Raw genomic sequence first — 17,733 nt, 5'->3', positions numbered from 1 at the left:
GGTCAATTATGATGAAAAGATTTAAATTATTTCTATCTTTAAATACAGAAGAAAAATGGATTAATTTAGTTCAGGAGACAGGCTATCGTTTAGTTAAGGTCAATCCCTTTTTACACATTTATACATTTGAAAAGTTAAATTCAAAAGCTGATTTTAATCCGTATACGCGTATCGACTTTCACAATGAAAATATGAGCACCGGTAAGTATTTAGATTACGTAACAATGTTTTCAGATAGTGGCTGGAAGTTGGTGTATGGAAGTCGTCATGGTGGGGCACAGTATTTTCAACAAAAGGATGCTCAATCACCGAGAGATATTTTTTCAGATTCAGAATCTAAAAATTTGCCCCGAAAACGATTCACAAATTTTGCGATAACTTATGCAATTTTATTTTTCACTGATTTTTTTGTTCTTATACAAGCAGGATATTTCAATTGGAAAAATCTATTTGACTTCAAAAGCTGGTATTTGACACCAGGTTTGTGGAATATGCAAGGAAGCGTATTTTGGAGAGCCTTTTTATTTGAGACGCCATTTGCTTTGTTACGATCTGTCTTTTTCTTATTCTTTTTGGCTATGGGCATCTATTACATTTTAAAAGCTATCGTAAATGGTAATGATGTTAGAGACAGTGCAGTTAATAATAAGTAAATTGATGTAAAAATATGAATGGATAAGTTAGTATCTTTGAAAAAGCGTATATAAGTGTAGTTTAATTAAAGGTAGGAGGAATTTAATATGCAATTTAAAACATTAAGTAATGGAGTTTCTATCCCTATGTTAGGATTCGGAACTTATCGTATTGATAATGCTGATATTCCAGCTGCTATCCAAGGTGCTTTGGATGCTGGTTACCGTCATTTTGACTGTGCTCATATTTACGGCAATGAAGCTGCTATTAGTAAAGCCTTTAAGGATGCTGGCGTTAAGAGAGAGGATCTTTTCATCACATCAAAGGTTTGGAATGCTGATCAAGGCTATGACAAGACATTGGCTGCTTTTGAACAAACACTTAAAGACTTGCAAATGGATTATCTAGATCTTTACTTGATTCACTGGCCAAATGAAGAGGACTTCAATTTGACATTGGATACTTGGAAAGCTTTGGAAACACTGTATGATCAAGGTAAAGTTAAAGCTATCGGTGTATCAAACTTCTCTGAGAAACAACTTAAAGAAGTCTTTGCAATGGCAAAAGTTAAACCTATGGTTAACCAAATTGAACGTCACCCTTACAAGACACAAGTTGAATTGGGTAAATTTGACGAAGACAATGATATTGTTAACGAAGGTTACTCACCAATTGGACATGGTCACTTTATTCTTGAAGATCCAACAATCAATAAGATTGCTAAGGCGCACAATAAGACAGCTGCTCAAGTTGTTTTACGTTGGCACATTGATACTGGCTATGTTATTTTCCCTAAGTCATCAAAGGTTAGTCGTGTAAAGGAAAACTTTGACATCTTTGATTTTGAACTTACAGCTGATGAAATTAAGGCTATCAATGGTTTAAATAAAGATGAACATCTTAACTACGATAACTAAAACAAAAAAATATCTAAATTAATAAAGCCCTCAAACGTTATACGGATTGAAAAATTTGTAAATCGTTTGAGGGTTATTTAATTTGTGATATCATGGAAAGATGATTTTTACAGTAAGGTAGAGAAATTATGGCAATCAAATTAGTAGCATTCGATATGGATGGAACCTTTTTAAACGATAAGAATACGTATAATCATCAACGTTTCAGTGAAATATTGGAGCAGTTACGTGCCAAAGATATTCGGGTAGTAGCTGCCAGTGGTTCGCAATATCAACGTCTGCAGGATCAGTTTGCGGAGTTTAAAGATGAAATGGATTTTGTTTCCCAAAATGGAGCAGCCGTTTATAGTAACAATCAACCACTTTTAATTCGTGCTATGCCAGAAGAGGCAGTAACGGCTACTTTGAATGTCATTAATCAGCAATTTGATAAGAAGGATATCGTTGAACACTTAGTAGTTGGTGTGAAATCTGCTTATGTAGATCAGTCAATTTCTCAACCAATTTACGATTTAACGTATCATTACTATAATCATTTAAAGCGAGTTACTGATTTGGCAACAGTGACACCACAACGCTTGCAAGATCAAATCACTAGTATCGGTATAACTTTCGATGAACATGTAGATTTTGATGTTGCAATGAATAATCTTCGTCAATCATTACCAGCAGAATTATCGAGTCAAACGTCTGGTTATAATACTGAACTAATTAGTGAGAGTACAGTTAATAAAGCGGCCGGTTTGCACGAATTACAAGAAAAATATGATATTGCTGATGATGAAATTATGACTTTTGGTGATAATGAAAACGATTTGGCAATGTTGAAATTGACACCTTATGGTTATGCGATGGATAATGCCGTTGACTCAGTTAAAGCTCAAGTCACTCATTTTACGGATTCCAATAATGACGAAGGTGTTCTGAATATCTTAAATAAATTGATATAATATCTTCGTTAACTTTTTATAAAGAAATCGAGCTACTCTATCCTTGTAGAACATGAGATAATATCGCCCAAGGATGGATGATAAAATGAAAAAAATACTGATTGCTTTAATAGCTTTAATATTTGTTTTACCTTTAGCTGCATGTGGTAATACGTCTGAAGACGCTGCTATAAAAGAAAATGCCAGTAAATGGCACAAGACGATTTCTGATTTAGAAGTCGTTAAAACTGACAAGATTGGGAATAACCGTGGCTACATTGCCCAAACAATGAAACAATTGAAAAAAGTTAACAAGTCAGTTATTCAAGGAACGGTTTACGATATGTCCAAAATGGATAATCTTGATAATGGTGCCTACACTAAGGTAACAGTTTACGTTGATAAAGTGATCAGTGGTAAGAAGTCACTTCAAGGTAAGAAAATTGTGTTAGTGATGAATGGTGGAATTACTACAACTAACAGATGGTACAAGAATCAAAATCAAACTCGAGAAGCAAATCATGATATTCTGGTTCAATATAACGAGGCACCACTTCCTAAAGTTGGTTCCAAAATAATTGGTGGAATCAAGCCGATTGGAAAAACTGAACCAACGGTTTATATGAAGACCATCAAGAAGAACAATTTGGCGAACACAAATACCTATGATTTAGATATGCCAGCATTTAATTTTTGGATTAAGGATTCTAAGGATAAGCAATACCACTTGAATAATCCGAAAGCTACCAAGGAATTAAAGGCTAATCCCGAAATGGCTAAAAGTATTAAGAATTTAACTGATGAATTGAATCAGAAATATAATAATTAGAATTAAGTAAAAAGAGTGGCTAATATAGCCACTCTTTTTTAGACCAAATTTTTAATGATTTCAATCGTTTGTTCAGCCATGGCTTCAGGTGTTTCCTTACATCCAGTAGCAATCCAATAAATAATGACATTTAGAAATCCATAGAAGGCAAAGTGAATACCAATTTGTTTTTGAAGTGGTGTCTGCCATTGTCTCCAAGTACGAATATTGTCCTGAATTCCTTCAGCAAATTGGCGAGTCAGTTTATCGGATAGATAACCAGTTAAATGAGCGCCTACCATAATGCTGATATAGTCGTGGTTGTTGCCGAAATATTGAAAACAATAAACTAATAAACCATGCAGATCAGTAATATTTTTTTGATTAAACTTTTCTTTATAGTCCAACATAATATCGGTAATCGCATCATCAAGGACCTCTTTCTTAGATGAATAATTACGATAAAAGGTTGGTCGAGATATTTTAGCGGTTAAAACAATCTGTTTGACAGTTATGTCGTCAAATGAATATTCTTTCAACAATTGCATGAGTGCATCTTTGATCCAGATTCTGGTTTGTAATTGCATACGTGTTACATTTTTACCATTTGTGTCTCTAGTCATAACATTAACTTCCAATCCATTAAAATCAGGCGATTTAAATATATTTACAAGCTGAAATGTTTAATAATGTTCTTGTTGAAACAAGTGTATCAAAAAAATACATAAGTTACAGCATAAAGACTTGAAGGTGAATATTATGACAATGAAAAAGAAACTGATTATCTTAACTTTATCGGTTATAGGTTTCTTAGTAATTTTGGATACAAATATTATGAATATCGCTATTCCGGAAATTCAATCAGGATTGCACGTATCTTTAACCGATTTATCTTGGGCTATTAATATCTATACAATTCTATTTGCTTCCTTTTTAATTCCATTTGGTCGAATTGGCGATATTGTTGGACATGTCAAGTTATTGAATATAGCTTTGATAGTATTCGCTATTGGATCAATGATTAGTGGTTTAGCTTCATCCTTGAATGTATTATTAATAGGCCGTTCAGTTCAAAGTATTGGTGCAGCAATAATGTTACCGTCAGGGATGATTTTAGGCTTCAGACAAGTTGAAAAAGATAGACGTAATAAAATAATTGCTATCTTTGCTGCTACACAAGCTTTAGGTGCCGCACTTGGACCTACAATTGGTGGTTTTATTTCTCAATATTTTGGTTGGCACTGGGTCTTTTTAATTAATATTCCATTAGTAGCAATTGTTTTAACAATGAATTTACTGTTACTTTCAATGAAGAATGAAGAGGTTAAGAAAATTAAGATTGATCTCAGTGGAACAATTTTAATTGCTGGATTTTTATTCTTGTTAACTTTATCGTTAGTAGAAGGTAAAAATTGGGGTTGGATCAGCTTTGAAACCATTGGTTGTTTGGTTTCGTCCTTACTATTATTCATGATTTTTCTTTATCATGAGCAACATAGTAGTGAGCCTATTATTCCATTGAAATTGTTTAAGAATCGCAATTATGTTGGTGCTAACGTAGTAATTTTGATTACCTTTATTGTTATGGCTAGTTTTATTGGCATCATTCCAACCTTTTTAACTAAAGTTATTGGTGTTTCAGAACTTCATGCTGCTTTATTAATTACTCCCATGTCAATTACGTTATTGTTCTCAACTCCAATCGCAACCAAATTGGTGGGGAAAGTTAACAGCAGGGTATTAGTAGGATTCGGTATTATTATTTTAGGCATCGCAGTATATTTTATGGGTCATTTAAATTTGAAAAATAGTTATAATCAACTTTACTTAGTTGATATCTTATTGGGCTTAGGCATTGGTTCAATAGCTGGGCCTGCCATGTCGATTGCAGTAGGTAGCCTAGAAGGAACAGAATTGACGGCAGCACAAAACGTACTGAATGTTGTTAGAAATATTGGTGTGATTATTGGTATTGCACTCTTTCTATCATTATTAGATGGCAATATTGATTCGGCCAAACAAAATGTTCATTCTTATGCGACTGATAGAATAGAGGATTCCAAGTTACCTAAGACAGTACAAAATAAAATGATTAATAGAGTTAAAGAAAATGATAGTACCAGTCAAATTAATTCACAAAGTATCAAACTACCACAGATAGGAACTGATCAAACAGTTAAATTGGCAAAAACTCAAACGAAAATCATTATCGGTACTAAATCCGATGCTGGTATAATTTTGCCAACGAAAATTAAGCAACAATTGTATCAAAAAGTTTTAATAGCAACACAGAATAAAGTTAAAACTATCAATCATGAATTGAAAGGCATCTTTAAGGATGTGAAGCAACATATTCATAATCAATTAACAGATGCATTTTTAAAGTTATATAAATGGGAATTGCCTTTTATCGTATGTGGATTTTTGACCATATTTATTTTTAAAGAAAAACAATACAAATAAAATAACGATTAATCTATATTTAAAATATATGAAAAATTCAATTAGTGTATTCATTGCTATTAATGTATATCAACAACAATAATTAGAATGTATTCAAATTTTTTGTTCGAAAAATATATTCTAATGGGGAAATATACGAATGAATAAGACGGAAAAACAAAGAGAATTAAGAGAGATAGATTTAAAACTTTTGGATCGATTAGAGGATGCTTACAATGGTCTTGAGGTTGAAAGATGGACGAAATTAAAAAAAGTACTTGGTCAATTTATTAACGAATTAAAAAATCAACAGAATATTGATCAAATTTCTTCATTAATATGTAAATACATTGCTAGTGAGTATATGAAAGACAGTGAGAACTTTCCTAAAGCTTTGATTGATTTATACTATGAAGCCAGAAGAATCAATTCTAAGTGTGAAGGTATTGAATGGAGTGCTACGCAAGCAGGTCTAACTTGGTTCGAAAGAATTTAATGGATACGGATAAATTAATAAGCCAACCACAAAACTATTGTTGTGGTTGGCTTTTGTTTTATAATAAATGAAGTGGTTCAAAAAATAGAAAATTAAAGTTATTTTTAGTAGGTCAATTTTTTCCAAATGTGGTAGACAATCATTTTGACAATGCCTAATAATTATTGTTAACTAGATTGATTGGAATGAATTGATAAATATTTTTATAAATGAGGATGAGTGAATGAAGTTTAAATCAGTCGACAACATGGTCTTTGTGGGGATGCTCCTGATATTGATTTATCAGTATACCTTATTGTACTTAAGTGTCATTGATGGATCATGGTTGAACTTCTTGATTGTATCGTTAGTATTCATTTTAGGATTACTTTTGGGACGGACAACATACATTATCTTAGGAAGTGTTCTGTCATTTGTCAGCATGTGTGCTGGAGGATTAATGTTGATGATTCCCTATACTAGAGAATTGTACTTGTGGCCAGCGGTTGCTTTATTGACAATTACACCATTAACTACCTACTTAATGTATTTATTAGATCACCAATTATTGAAGCGGAAAGCTTTGGCTGCTGAATTAGCACAGTTACAACAGGAAAAACCTGATTTGGAAGTGATTACGGGCGCTTTGAATGCACGAGCCTTAAATATTGCTGTTGCTAGAGAGTTGAAACTAGTCTTCTATCATGAAGAAGATTATCGTTTTACTTTAACGATGGTCAAAATAGATTTTCTTGAAAACATAGTTAATTCTTGGGTAATCAAAAATTCAATCGTTTGTTACGAGCAACTGCAGAACATTTGAATGGAATGTTATTTACGGTTGATCATTTGTACTATATTGGTGCTGGTAGATTTGTTATCTTATCACCAATGTTGGGTGCTGATAATGCACCAATTATGAAGAAAAAAATTAAGAGTCACATTGATGATATTGCTGAAGAATTTGGATTGGCTAGAAACGCGTTGGTGTTAAGAATGGGACAAATAACTTATTCTAGTCAAGATAGAGTTAAGAATCGTAATGTTGAGGATACGTTGACACAATTGGAACGTAGTGCAGAAACAGATATCGTTAAAGAATATCTCTGAGGGAGAATTAGATGGTCTTAGGAAGCTTAAATTGGCTCTTTTCATTCAGTTTAGTAGTTACAATTATTTTTGGAATTGTCATTGTTATCTTATCGATCAGTTGGTGGCAAATCTTTAAGTTAACTATCCGTCGTTTTAATACGGAGGATAAACAGCATGATCGATAATTTATATGTCATCGCAATAATTACCATTTGGTTATCGATTTTTATGACCGTAGTTACTTTAAGTGGTGGGGTAATTTTTATTTTCAAACATTTACAGCATACTAATATTGTTAATGGTCCGCCATTAAAACGTTATCCAAGGGTAACTTTAGTAGTACCAGCTCATAATGAGGAATTGGTAATTCAAGATACAGTACAATCAATTTTGCGTCTAAATTATCCACTTGATCGGTTTGAACTGTTAGTCTATGCCGACAATTGTAATGATCATACAGCTGATAGAGTTCGTGAATTAAAACAGATCAAAGAGTTTAAGAATCATAATTTTCGAGTTATTGAAAGAACTGGTACTGGTGGGAAAGCTGGAGTCCTAAATGATGCCTTAAAAGTGTCGACAGGTGAGTATTTGGGTGTTTACGATGCTGACGCGGCACCAGAAAAGAATGCACTTTATTTTCTAGTTCAGAAGGTTTTAGAGAATCCTGAACGTTATGCTGCGGCATTTGGTCGTAACAAGACACGTAATTACCAGCAAAATTTCTTAACTCGCTGTATTAACTTGGAGATCGTCAATACACAAAGAATTCAACATACAGGTCTTTGGCAGCTTTTTAAAATTGGTCGAATACCGGGAACCAATTTCATTATCAATAAGAAAATAGTTCAATCGATTGGTGGTTGGAATAATGGTGCCTTAACAGAAGATACTGCTATTTCGTTTAGTTTAATGCGTTCTGGAAAATTGATTGCTTTGGCACATCGAGCTGAAGCTTTCCAACAAGAACCTGAAACGCTTTTTGCTTATTACAATCAACGTAAACGTTGGGCTCGTGGTAATTATGAGGTCATTTTGGATAATTTAAAGCATCTGTTTGATCGCACATCTTGGCGAATCAAATTGGAAGTTTTCTATTATGTTTGTACATTTTTCTGGTTCAATGCCGCAATTATTATTTCAAATACGATTTTTATTTTGAATATGATCTTAGCGGGAGTGCAGACTATCTTTCCACAAGTTCATCAATTGGTATCGCTGGGAACACCGCTATCAGTTCTATTTATGGTTAACTGGCTAATGATGTTTTTCCTATATTTGTTACAGATGAATATTGCCTTAGCAAGTGATTATGGACAAGAGACGGTGAAGAATTTCTTCTATACGTTAGTCTCATACTTTACCTATGCGCAACTATTTATCATCGTTTCAATTGCAGCCTTTTGGGCCATTTTACGAGATAAAATTACTGGTAAACGTCATACGCAATGGTATAAGACACAAAGATTTTAATGGGGGAAAAGTAATTTGAAGGAACATAAGTATCAGTGGCTGCTTAGTGGACTGATTATTTTGGTTGCTTTCGCAATTGGAACCGCAATTTATAATACTCAGTCACCACAGAGTACCTCGAATGTTAGTACGGCAACTATTAAGTCTCGTTATCGTACTTGGAAGAAAGCTTATTTAAAAGGTTCTGGTCAACAAAGGTATGTTAAGACTAATACTGCTAAGAAAGCACAGACTCTTTCTGAGGCTCAGGGTTATGGGATGCTGATTACTGTTATGGCAGCTAAACAAGGCTTTGGGAGTCAAAAATCGTTTGATCAGTTAACTCGTTATTATTTAGCCCACCAGATTAGTACGGATAATCCTTTGATGTCATGGCGTCAAAATCAAAAAGATGGCAAAATGCTCAGCACTAAGGCAGAACAAACTAGTGCGACTGACGGTGATTTGGATATTGCTTATGCTCTGATTTTGGCAGATGAGAAGTGGGGCAGTAAAGGTGATTTGAAATATAATCAATTGGCTAATCAGCTGTTGAGTGCTATTAAGAAATATGAGATCAATCCTACGACGAATTTGCCACGAGTTGGTGATTGGGCAACTGCCAGTAAATCAGCTGATTTGGTTAGAACATCTGATTTAATGACGGCTTATTTCCGTAAGTTTGCCAGTTATACTAAAGATGGCAGTTGGACAAGAGTAGTTCAAAGTAGTCAGAATGCCTTAAAAAAATTGAGCAATCAACATAAAACTGGTTTGATGGCTGATTTTGTTACTGTTAAAGGTAAACAATTGAAATTAGGTAGTGTTAAGGCTAACCAAGTAGCATCTCAGTATGATGCCCAGTATGGATTTAATGCCTGTCGAATACCGTGGCGAGTGGCTTATGATTATCAATTGAATCATAGTCAGACAAGTAAAGCCATCGCTCAAAAAATGTGTGATTTCTTTGCATCAAAGAAGAAAATTACGGCAGTTTATACTTTAAATGGTAAGGCAGTCGAGGCTTATACTAATATCGCTTTTACAGCTCCAGTGGCTTATGCATCTCAAGTACTTTCTGATCAGAAATTAAAACATAATTATACAAAATATTTAACAGCTGAAATACCGACAAATAATTATTATCCAGCTACTATTCAGATGATGATGTTATTGGCTAGCGGTAGTATCGGTCAGAATAAATAAGTATCATAATTGAATTTTTAGTAAAATTAAAAGACTAGACCAATTGTTTTGCAGTGTTAAAAAAGCTCAGTGTAGTGATCATTAAAAATGGTTACTATACTGGGCTTTCTTTGTGTTAATATAATTATGTTTCAATTTATAATTTTGAATTATTTAGGCATATACCAATTATACTTTATTTTTTAAGTTTACCTAATAATATTTATTAGAGAAATGTTAATTAAATTAATTATTCCTAAAATTTGTACTATTTTATTCCTAATTTGATGATATAATATAACAAAATTAGTTTAAGCGAAGGTGAATCAGGTGTTAAGAAGCAATATAATTGGAGGAGCCGGTAACATAATTAGTACCGAATCAACTAGCCTTAAAGATGATTTATATTTAGCAGTCAATGGTCATTGGTTAAGAAAGGCAGTTATACCTAAGGATTACCCACGTGTGGGTACCTTTCCCAATTTATTCTTTAATGTTGAAAAGAGTTTAAGAAGTGATCTGAATGGTTTCTTGTCAGGAACTGAACGCATTCAAGATAAAGTTATACTCCAGGCAGTTAAATTATATGAAATGGCATTGGAATTAAAAAAATCCAACGTTATTAAGAATGATTTAGAAAAAATAAATAATATGAATGATTTGAATGATTTGAGTAGTGAATTAAATTTTTTTATTGAAAATGATTTTATTTTGCCCTTAATTATAGAAGTTCATGAAAATATGAAAGACAATTCTCAGAAGTCATTTTATGCTGCCGGGGCTAAATTGATTTTGCCAGATAAAACTTATTATGATGCCGGTAATTCAATCGGTAAGCGATTACTGGATTTATATTCCCAAGCGGCTAAAGATTTACTGATCAAGTTAGGATATGATGATACATTTGTTTCTCAAACGGTTGAGAAGGCCCTAAAATTTGATCGCAGATTATTGCCAATGGTTAAGAATCCGGAAGAATGGGCAGATTATCCTAATATTTATAACCCTGTCTCTTTTATAGATTTTGGTAAAAAATCGAATTACATAGATTTACAAGCAATAATTAAGAATTTAATTGGTGATGAACCAAAACAAATAATTATTGGGGAACCACGTTACTTTAATCATTTTAATGAATTGGTTAATGATGATACATTTGATGAAGTTAAGGCATGGATGCTAGTTAGCTTTTTAATGAAGAATGCCGATTTGATTGATGAACCTAGTCGGCAGATTATTAGTCAATACAAAAGTGCATTGATGGGGGTTAACGGTGTAGAGAAGCGTGAAAAGTATGCTTGTCGCTTAACTACCAGTCTTTTTAGTGAACCAATTGGTATTTTTTATGGAAAAAAGCATTTTGGTAAAGGTGCTAAGAAGGATGTTCTTAGTATGGTTGCTAAAATTATTGATACATATAAAAAGAGATTGGCACAGAATGAATGGTTGAGTGAGGCTACTAAGAGAAATGCTATATTAAAATTAGATAAGATGATCGTTAAAATAGGCTATCCGGAAAAACTTGATTCACTTTACAATAAATTCATTATTGATACTGGAAAATCATTATATGAAAATGTTCGTCATTTAAGAATTTTAGAAATCCAAAATATGTTTGAACAATATTATAAGCCCTTTGATAGAGCCAAATGGAATATGTCTGGTTATGAAGTTAATGCAAGTTATAATCCCTCAGCCAATGATATAACGTTCCCGGCGGCCATACTCCAAAGACCATTTTATAATTTGAAACAAACCGTTAGTCAAAATTATGGTGGAATAGGCTCGGTAATAGCGCATGAAATTTCACATGCTTTTGATAACAATGGCGCTAAATTCGATGAACTAGGGAATATGAAGAACTGGTGGACTTCAAGGGATTATGAAAATTTTCAAAGTTTAACTCAGAAGATGATTGATCAGTTTGACGGTATTTCATATATGGGTAAAAAGGTTAATGGAGCTTTGGTAGTGAGTGAAAATATTGCTGACGTCGGGGGATTGGCCTGTGCTTTGGAAGTAGCTAAAGCACAACCAAATTTTAATTGTAAAGTGTTTTTTGTTAATTGGGCGCTTAATTGGCGAATTAAGTCAACTAAACAGGTTAATGAGATGCTTTTGTCGGTAGATGTGCATTCACCAGCACCCTTACGTTGTAATATTATTGCGCAGGATATGGATGATTTATATAAAGCTTTTGATATTAAAAAAACAGATGGCATGTGGTTGGATAAAACACAACGTCTGAATATTTGGTAATTTGACTCCCATTTTTTAGGAAAGCGTTTGCTTTTACTTACTCACTTCGATAGAGTGAATAGGTAAGCTTATAACTGAGAGGGATTTAAAAATATGTATAAAATGATTGTTTGTGATTTAGACGAAACTTTAATGAATGATGATGGTAGTTTGTCTGCTAAGAATGCAGAGGCCATTCAAGCTGCTGCAGCTAAGGGAGTTTATTTTGTTCCTAATTCAGGTCGAAGCTATACTTCTTTCCAAAATGATTTAGAGACAATGCACTTAAGAAATCAACCTAACCAATATTCAATTTCTTATAATGGTGGATTGATTTTGGAAAATAAGGATAATCGTCCTATAGCTATTAATGCGATGCCATTTGAAGTTGCTAAGACTGTTTTTGAAGCGGGAGCAGCCAATAAAAAGGCCGCTACACACGTATATACACAAGATAAGCTTTACATTTATAATCCAGTTCCTGAAGATTCAGCTTATTTGAAGAATCGCGGTGTTAGTTTCCAAGAGATGAAAAATGCTGATTTTGATCAATTCAAAGATGACAACATTATGAAAGTTATTATGGCTCTACCAACAATGCCTGAACGTAAACCTATTGATATGCTTGTTGAAGCAAAAGTTGGCTATAACGACTATGCTGTAACTTATTCATCAGATCGCTATGTTGAATTCAACCCAGCCGGAATCGACAAAGGTAGTGCTTCAGTTCAATTAGGTGAATTATTAGGTATTAAACCAGAAGAAATTATTGCTGCGGGTGATAATAGTAATGATTTACCAATGCTTAAAGCTGTTGGTTTGCCAGTTAGTGTTGCTAACGGAATTGATAGTGTCAAAGAGGTCGCTAAATACATAACAGAAGCTGACAATAATCATGATGCTTTGGCTGAAGTTATCAATAAATTTGTTTTGTAATCAAAAAATGGAGGTAGGAATTGAAAAAATTCCTATCTCTATTTTTTAGTTTCGATTAAAATAATATAACACCGTTATGTCTTTAAAATGGTCGATGTCAAATAACTTTGATAGTGGAATAACTCCCGACAGTTTAATCTAAATAATTAAGGGGGTAAGGGTCAATAAATTTCCCTTGGGAAATCAGAAAATATCGAAAGCAATTTAACTTTTCCCAAGAAGAATTAGCTGATAAGATTTATGTTTCTCGGCAAACAATTTCTAATTGGGAGAATAACAAGAGTTATCCCGATATTGAGAATCTACTTATTTTGAGTACATTATTCCATATCTCTATAGATGAACTGATAAAAGGGGATGTCGGAGTTATGCGAAAAGAAATCGATATTCATACTACAGGTGTTTGGACGGGCGTCATGCTAATCTTTCTAATTTTAGGAGTAGTGGTTGGAATTCCACTGACCTACACTTTGTCATGGTGGGGCCTTGGTATAACCATTGTCTTATTAGCAATCGGTATGGGGGCTTCTATTAAAGTGGAGCTAATTAAGAAGAGACACAATATTAAGACCTTTAAAGAAATTGTAGCCTTTACAGAGAATAAGAGCCTTAATCCTGAAGAAAGGTTAAAGAGTCAAAAAGGTTATTGGAAAGAGCAGCTTTTGATGATAGTTGGATCAACAATTATTACTTTAGTATTGGCATTAGTTGTTTTGATTGTCACAAAATTGATTACGAATTAAATCAGATTGAAATGCTTTAAACCTTTCACGATGCCACCATTAATGTTTTCAGTAGTAATGTAAGTCGCGATGTCTTTAACTTCATTAATGCCATTTGCCATTGCAATACCGTAGTCAGCAAATTCAATCATTGGAATATCATTAGCACCATCACCAAAAGCATAGACTGTTTTATCTTTCATATTTAATTCTTCAAGTAAGTGTTTGATACCGCTCATTTTAGAGACACCTTTGGCAACTGTATCGAGCGAATGGTAGCCAGTATTATAGATTTGAAGTTCAGGAAATTCTTTTTGATATTTTTTACCGTCATCATCAGTAATGACAACGAACATTGGAATAGCGTCTTTCTTGTAGAAATCAGGATCAATTTCAGGAATTTCTAGTTTTAGTGCATGAAAGAACTCTTTAATAAAGGGCGTTTGAGCACTCAAAGAGTTTCTAGTGTGTGCATGCATAAAGAGGGAATCGCCATTTTTATGAGCCATATCTATTATATTTTTGATTACGTCAGGTTTAATATCATTGCTATAAATGGTTTTACCTTGAGATTCGACCAAGGCACCGTTTAAGGTAACGTAAGTATCAATACCAGTAACACTTGTGGCTGCTTCAATTTCAATAGGCGCACGTCCAGTACAGATAACAGGTAAATAATCATTTTCCTTTAACTGACGAACAGCAGAAGCAACTGAATCTTCGACTTGAGATTGGTTATTTAGTAGGGTTCCGTCTAGATCAAAAAATACGTTTCCTTTATAATTTGTTTGCAAAAGATCACCAACTTAATTTTTATTTGCGTATTCGTAATATAAATTAAAGATGTATGCTTTACAATCGAAAAGATATTTCAGTTCAAAATAAAAAACAACATCAATTTTGATTGCTTAATACATACAGAGTGTATTGAGTTTTCTAAAAAGATGCTGTTTTTCATAGTGTGTTAAAAACTATTTAATTACGTCAGTAGCAAAAGTTGGTTCAATCGCAGCAGCATACTTTAAGCCACTTACAATTGTATTACCACCAGCATAATCTTGAATCGATCCGTCATTGAAGGGGAGCCATTCGTTAGTTGAAACTTGAACAAAGTATTGACCCTTACTATTTTGAACGGAGCGGTTAACTCTCCAAGAACTACCTTTTGGAAGTGTTCTAGTTAACGAGTTAGTTGAAGTGTCATACAGTGTAATATCTTTATTTAGAGTAATGGTAATAGGACCGTTGGAGTAGATACTATTGGAACTGCCTTCATAGCCACCGTTAGTTACCCATTGATTAGTTGCGACACGATAATAGATATAATGATTCATTGTCTTTTTCTGATCAGTATGCCATGAAGAGCCAGCTGGTAGAGTTTTACCAGTATTATTACCATTATCATCAAGAATGTATGAAGCACTGTACAAATTGATAGTTGTATTTACAGGGGTACTTTGTCCAACGGTATTTGAAGTACCTTTGACCTGAATATTTTTAACAGGTACGTATTCATTAGTAGCAACTTGATAATAGTTATTCATACCAATACCGATAACTTTGCCTAACTTCCAAGAAGAACCAACAGGTAGAGTTACTCCAGATAAATGACCAGTTTCGTCTACAATTTGTGCAGGGTAAGTTACCGTACCAATTTGACCTGAAGCGTTAGTATCAGTACTTGTGTTAGTGTTGCTTTGGTTGTTAGCAGGCTTAGCAATGCTTGTTTTAATGCCATTTTCAAGTGCATATTCGTTATTTCCAACTTGATAGTAGGTATTCATGCCAATATTGTACATGTTGCCTAATCTCCAAGATGAGCCGGCAGGTAAAGTTCTACCAGTTGGATTTCCTTGAGCATCAACTAATTTAACGGCATAGCTCAAAGTACCGATTTGATTATCAACAGCTGGTTTAACCATAGTTGGATTTACAACGGGCATACCATCAGTAAGAGTAATGTGTTCGGAACTAATGTAATTGTTAGTAGCAACTTCATAATATCTTTGTCCATTGATAAGAACAGATTTACCTAATTTCCAAGATGATTTACCAGAAAGGAAGAGACTTGTTTGCTTACCATTGGCATCAACGGTGTAGGCACCACCATAATCAACAGTACCAATTGGATTTTTAATGGTATTGTCTGTAGTAGTTGTGGCAGCTTGAACTGGAGGGGTTGCATTATTTGAAATGTTTCCTAAAACTGTTGGTGCTATTAAAACAGCTAGTGTTGAAGCTAAGATGATTCTTTTCTTATTCATTTTTGTATCCCCTTAATGTGAAAAATATAATTTCTAAAAAATAAATAGGTGACCCTGTAACTTACCCTTTATGTCTATGATTTTAGGTGAAATATAGTTGGATAATGATAAATCTTTCATTTCTTTAATAATTCTTAGACAATAAATGATAACTTAGAGGTCGATAAAATCCAGTTCCATTAATCACCCTTTCCATATATATTTTATGCAACGAATAGGTAATTAATGCATTTTGTCGTAAACGATACTTTTCATATCATAAACAGTAATTAGACGAAAAGGACACATAATCTATTTACGGATTATGTGTCCTTTGACAGTTTATTGGGCTACTTGTTCGTTGATAATTTGACCAGCCTCAGAATCAGTTAAATATTTAATACTGGAACTAATACCGACAACAGAGGGACCCGCTTTAGTAGTTATGGTTGAAGCAGCATTTTTAGGATTGGCAGTATCAACTCTAGTGAAAATATCGACTTGGTTTTGTGGTAGATCAGTTGAAGAAATAGTGTCACTTGTTTTTTGGTATTTTGTTGTTTGACCAGCGCCGATTCGGATCAATTCTTTTTTGTTAGTAAAGAGATATAAATAACCAAGACTATCACCACTAGCGACAGTGTCACGTGATAACTGATACCCAGCTTGAGCAGCTTCTCTTTTTTGTAAGGCATAAGTTGAATTTTGATTTAAAGAGATTAGTGAATATTTACTCAAATCCTGAATAGCTGAACGTTCAAAACTACTATAACGGTGTTGATAAAGGTAACCATCCTTTACTAAAAGCTTTCCAGAATCATTGGCACTAGTCGTTGTTTCAGGAGCAATCCAAGTTCCATTAAGATTGCTTACATCTAAATGTTTAGCTGATTTTTTGTTTTGGGTGTCAACAAAGGATTTACCACGTTCAATAGTGGTGGTTTGCTCAACATCCATGTATTGAATATCAATGGCATATAGTTTGTGACCTTTAGCAACAAATGCCTGATTTAGCATTAAATCACCAATTTCAGGTTTTAGAAAAATAAGATCAGTCATCTTACTAATTTCGAATTTAGCACCTAGAGCTTTCAGAGCTTCATTAACTTGTTTGACAGACATATAGTGAAGCTTTTTTTGGTATGATTCCATATATTGTTTACGTGATAGTTTCTTCCATTCGGAGAAAGATGTTTGTTTGTATCCTGTAGCAATAGATTTGAATTCACCTTTTGAAGTAGTCCATAAATCTAAATCATTGGCTTTAGTTACGACGGAAGTATCCATTTTGCCGGAAACTCCAAATCTGGTTTGTTTAGAATTAATGGCTTCGTTGAAAATCCAAGTTTTGGAATCAGCATTGATGATTTTTTTGGTGTTCGTTTTAATATCATAGGAAGTGGACTTATGTTTAGCAATACTACACCCAGAAATAAAAAATAAAATAAAGGTTAAAATAAATAGACTTGATTTACGCATAGAGACTCCTAATAATTTATTACAAGTATTATCGCTTTATTATAAGAATGATGACAGGGTCAATTTAATATAAATTAATATGGATATATTTTTTTAAATTAGATAAATGATATTGTAACGACGTTATGCATGGTGCAACTTAGAAAGCAAACCATCAAAGTCTGATTTATCAGCATCAATAA

18 protein-coding genes and 1 pseudogene are annotated in these 17,733 nt (G+C 33.5%); 15 read left to right on the top strand and 4 right to left on the bottom strand.

The genetic code is table 11. From position 1 onward, the window contains the following. Nucleotides 1-8 precede the first annotated feature (8 nt). The 4 genes from ATN92_RS10245 to ATN92_RS10230 all read left to right on the top strand — a co-directional run bounded on the left by ATN92_RS10245 (nt 9) and on the right by ATN92_RS10230 (nt 3,308). Nucleotides 9-653 carry a DUF2812 domain-containing protein gene (locus ATN92_RS10245; RefSeq protein ID WP_411762962.1) on the top strand — a complete coding sequence of 215 codons (645 nt, stop codon included), beginning with the start codon at nt 9-11 and terminating at the stop codon, nt 651-653. Nucleotides 654-740: 87 nt separating this feature from the next. Continuing rightward, nucleotides 741-1,550 (top strand): aldo/keto reductase, encoded by an 810-nt coding sequence (locus tag ATN92_RS10240; RefSeq protein WP_056952767.1) that lies wholly within the window; start codon nt 741-743, stop codon nt 1,548-1,550. A gap of 128 nt (nt 1,551-1,678) precedes the next feature. Continuing rightward, nucleotides 1,679-2,500, top strand: a complete 822-nt coding sequence (locus tag ATN92_RS10235; RefSeq protein WP_056952765.1) for a Cof-type HAD-IIB family hydrolase — start codon at nt 1,679-1,681, stop codon at nt 2,498-2,500. Nucleotides 2,501-2,585: 85 nt separating this feature from the next. Continuing rightward, entirely contained in the window at nt 2,586-3,308 is a 723-nt protein-coding gene (locus ATN92_RS10230) for a substrate-binding domain-containing protein (RefSeq protein WP_056952763.1), read from the top strand. Nucleotides 3,309-3,346: 38 nt separating this feature from the next. Here the strand turns inward: ATN92_RS10230 and ATN92_RS10225 are convergent, their stop codons facing one another. After that, nucleotides 3,347-3,910, bottom strand: coding sequence for a TetR/AcrR family transcriptional regulator (locus tag ATN92_RS10225; protein WP_056952761.1), 564 nt, complete (start codon nt 3,908-3,910; stop codon nt 3,347-3,349). Between the two features lie 136 nt (nt 3,911-4,046). On the opposite strand from ATN92_RS10225, the gene ATN92_RS10220 reads away from it, so the two are divergent. The 11 genes and pseudogenes from ATN92_RS10220 (at nt 4,047) to ATN92_RS18865 (ending at nt 13,850) form a co-directional block, all read left to right on the top strand. Beyond that, nucleotides 4,047-5,750, top strand: a complete 1,704-nt coding sequence (locus ATN92_RS10220) for an MFS transporter (protein ID WP_056952759.1) — start codon at nt 4,047-4,049, stop codon at nt 5,748-5,750. Nucleotides 5,751-5,889: 139 nt separating this feature from the next. Then, a complete protein-coding gene (locus ATN92_RS10215) occupies nt 5,890-6,225 on the top strand; it encodes a bacteriocin immunity protein (protein WP_056952757.1) in 336 nt (111 codons plus the stop codon). Between the two features lie 223 nt (nt 6,226-6,448). Beyond that, nucleotides 6,449-7,027 (top strand): hypothetical protein, encoded by a 579-nt coding sequence (locus tag ATN92_RS10210; RefSeq protein ID WP_056952755.1) that lies wholly within the window; start codon nt 6,449-6,451, stop codon nt 7,025-7,027. Further along, nucleotides 7,024-7,314: a hypothetical protein gene (locus ATN92_RS10205; protein WP_056952753.1), complete on the top strand. Its 291-nt coding sequence runs from the start codon at nt 7,024-7,026 to the stop codon at nt 7,312-7,314. Before ATN92_RS10210 ends, ATN92_RS10205 begins: the two co-directional genes overlap by 4 nt. An 11-nt stretch (nt 7,315-7,325) precedes the next feature. Beyond that, nucleotides 7,326-7,481: a hypothetical protein gene (locus ATN92_RS10200; RefSeq protein WP_156638756.1), complete on the top strand. Its 156-nt coding sequence runs from the start codon at nt 7,326-7,328 to the stop codon at nt 7,479-7,481. Beyond that, a complete protein-coding gene (locus tag ATN92_RS10195) occupies nt 7,471-8,769 on the top strand; it encodes a glycosyltransferase family 2 protein (RefSeq protein WP_158106713.1) in 1,299 nt (432 codons plus the stop codon). Before ATN92_RS10200 ends, ATN92_RS10195 begins: the two co-directional genes overlap by 11 nt. A gap of 15 nt (nt 8,770-8,784) precedes the next feature. Further along, entirely contained in the window at nt 8,785-9,954 is a 1,170-nt protein-coding gene (locus tag ATN92_RS10190; RefSeq protein ID WP_056952749.1) for a family 8 glycosyl hydrolase, read from the top strand. A gap of 309 nt (nt 9,955-10,263) precedes the next feature. Continuing rightward, nucleotides 10,264-12,192 (top strand): M13 family metallopeptidase, encoded by a 1,929-nt coding sequence (locus tag ATN92_RS10185; protein WP_056952748.1) that lies wholly within the window; start codon nt 10,264-10,266, stop codon nt 12,190-12,192. A gap of 93 nt (nt 12,193-12,285) precedes the next feature. Continuing rightward, the gene (locus ATN92_RS10180; RefSeq protein WP_158106712.1) at nt 12,286-13,107 is read left to right on the top strand and encodes a Cof-type HAD-IIB family hydrolase; all 822 of its coding nucleotides are present in this window, start codon (nt 12,286-12,288) and stop codon (nt 13,105-13,107) included. Nucleotides 13,108-13,271: 164 nt separating this feature from the next. Beyond that, nucleotides 13,272-13,406, top strand: a pseudogene (locus ATN92_RS19540) (helix-turn-helix transcriptional regulator); the annotation flags it as partial. A gap of 69 nt (nt 13,407-13,475) precedes the next feature. Next, on the top strand, nt 13,476-13,850 hold the full coding sequence (locus tag ATN92_RS18865; RefSeq protein ID WP_234032573.1) for a hypothetical protein: 375 nt from the start codon (nt 13,476-13,478) through the stop codon (nt 13,848-13,850). Here the strand turns inward: ATN92_RS18865 and ATN92_RS10170 are convergent. The 3 genes from ATN92_RS10170 to ATN92_RS10160 all read right to left on the bottom strand — a co-directional run bounded on the left by ATN92_RS10170 (nt 13,847) and on the right by ATN92_RS10160 (nt 17,551). Further along, nucleotides 13,847-14,623, bottom strand: a complete 777-nt coding sequence (locus tag ATN92_RS10170) for a Cof-type HAD-IIB family hydrolase (RefSeq protein ID WP_056952742.1) — start codon at nt 14,621-14,623, stop codon at nt 13,847-13,849. The two genes, ATN92_RS18865 and ATN92_RS10170, sit on opposite strands and share 4 nt — an antisense overlap. 177 nt (nt 14,624-14,800) lie before the next feature. Further along, nucleotides 14,801-16,093, bottom strand: coding sequence for an SLAP domain-containing protein (locus tag ATN92_RS10165; protein ID WP_158106711.1), 1,293 nt, complete (start codon nt 16,091-16,093; stop codon nt 14,801-14,803). 321 nt (nt 16,094-16,414) lie between these two features. Beyond that, the gene (locus ATN92_RS10160) at nt 16,415-17,551 is read right to left on the bottom strand and encodes a hypothetical protein (protein ID WP_056952740.1); all 1,137 of its coding nucleotides are present in this window, start codon (nt 17,549-17,551) and stop codon (nt 16,415-16,417) included. Nucleotides 17,552-17,733 lie beyond the last annotated feature (182 nt).

The organism is Companilactobacillus bobalius (genome assembly GCF_009764355.1).
Note: the sequence above shows the minus strand (reverse complement) of the source record. Positions and strands in the feature narration are given on the sequence as shown.

Excerpts from the sequence above, each read along its gene's own strand:
- ATN92_RS10215 (WP_056952757.1), top strand. The coding sequence starts at position 5,890 with ATGAATAAGACGGAAAAACAAAGAGAATTAAGAGAGATAGATTTAAAA.
- ATN92_RS10200 (WP_156638756.1), top strand. The coding sequence starts at position 7,326 with ATGGTCTTAGGAAGCTTAAATTGGCTCTTTTCATTCAGTTTAGTAGTT.
- ATN92_RS10210 (WP_056952755.1), top strand. The coding sequence starts at position 6,449 with ATGAAGTTTAAATCAGTCGACAACATGGTCTTTGTGGGGATGCTCCTG.
- ATN92_RS10225 (WP_056952761.1), bottom strand. The coding sequence starts at position 3,910 with ATGACTAGAGACACAAATGGTAAAAATGTAACACGTATGCAATTACAA.
- ATN92_RS10160 (WP_056952740.1), bottom strand. The coding sequence starts at position 17,551 with ATGCGTAAATCAAGTCTATTTATTTTAACCTTTATTTTATTTTTTATT.
- ATN92_RS10165 (WP_158106711.1), bottom strand. The coding sequence starts at position 16,093 with ATGAATAAGAAAAGAATCATCTTAGCTTCAACACTAGCTGTTTTAATA.
- ATN92_RS10180 (WP_158106712.1), top strand. The coding sequence starts at position 12,286 with ATGTATAAAATGATTGTTTGTGATTTAGACGAAACTTTAATGAATGAT.
- ATN92_RS10245 (WP_411762962.1), top strand. The coding sequence starts at position 9 with ATGATGAAAAGATTTAAATTATTTCTATCTTTAAATACAGAAGAAAAA.
- ATN92_RS10235 (WP_056952765.1), top strand. The coding sequence starts at position 1,679 with ATGGCAATCAAATTAGTAGCATTCGATATGGATGGAACCTTTTTAAAC.
- ATN92_RS10230 (WP_056952763.1), top strand. The coding sequence starts at position 2,586 with ATGAAAAAAATACTGATTGCTTTAATAGCTTTAATATTTGTTTTACCT.
- ATN92_RS10240 (WP_056952767.1), top strand. The coding sequence starts at position 741 with ATGCAATTTAAAACATTAAGTAATGGAGTTTCTATCCCTATGTTAGGA.
- ATN92_RS10220 (WP_056952759.1), top strand. The coding sequence starts at position 4,047 with ATGACAATGAAAAAGAAACTGATTATCTTAACTTTATCGGTTATAGGT.
- ATN92_RS10195 (WP_158106713.1), top strand. The coding sequence starts at position 7,471 with ATGATCGATAATTTATATGTCATCGCAATAATTACCATTTGGTTATCG.
- ATN92_RS18865 (WP_234032573.1), top strand. The coding sequence starts at position 13,476 with ATGCGAAAAGAAATCGATATTCATACTACAGGTGTTTGGACGGGCGTC.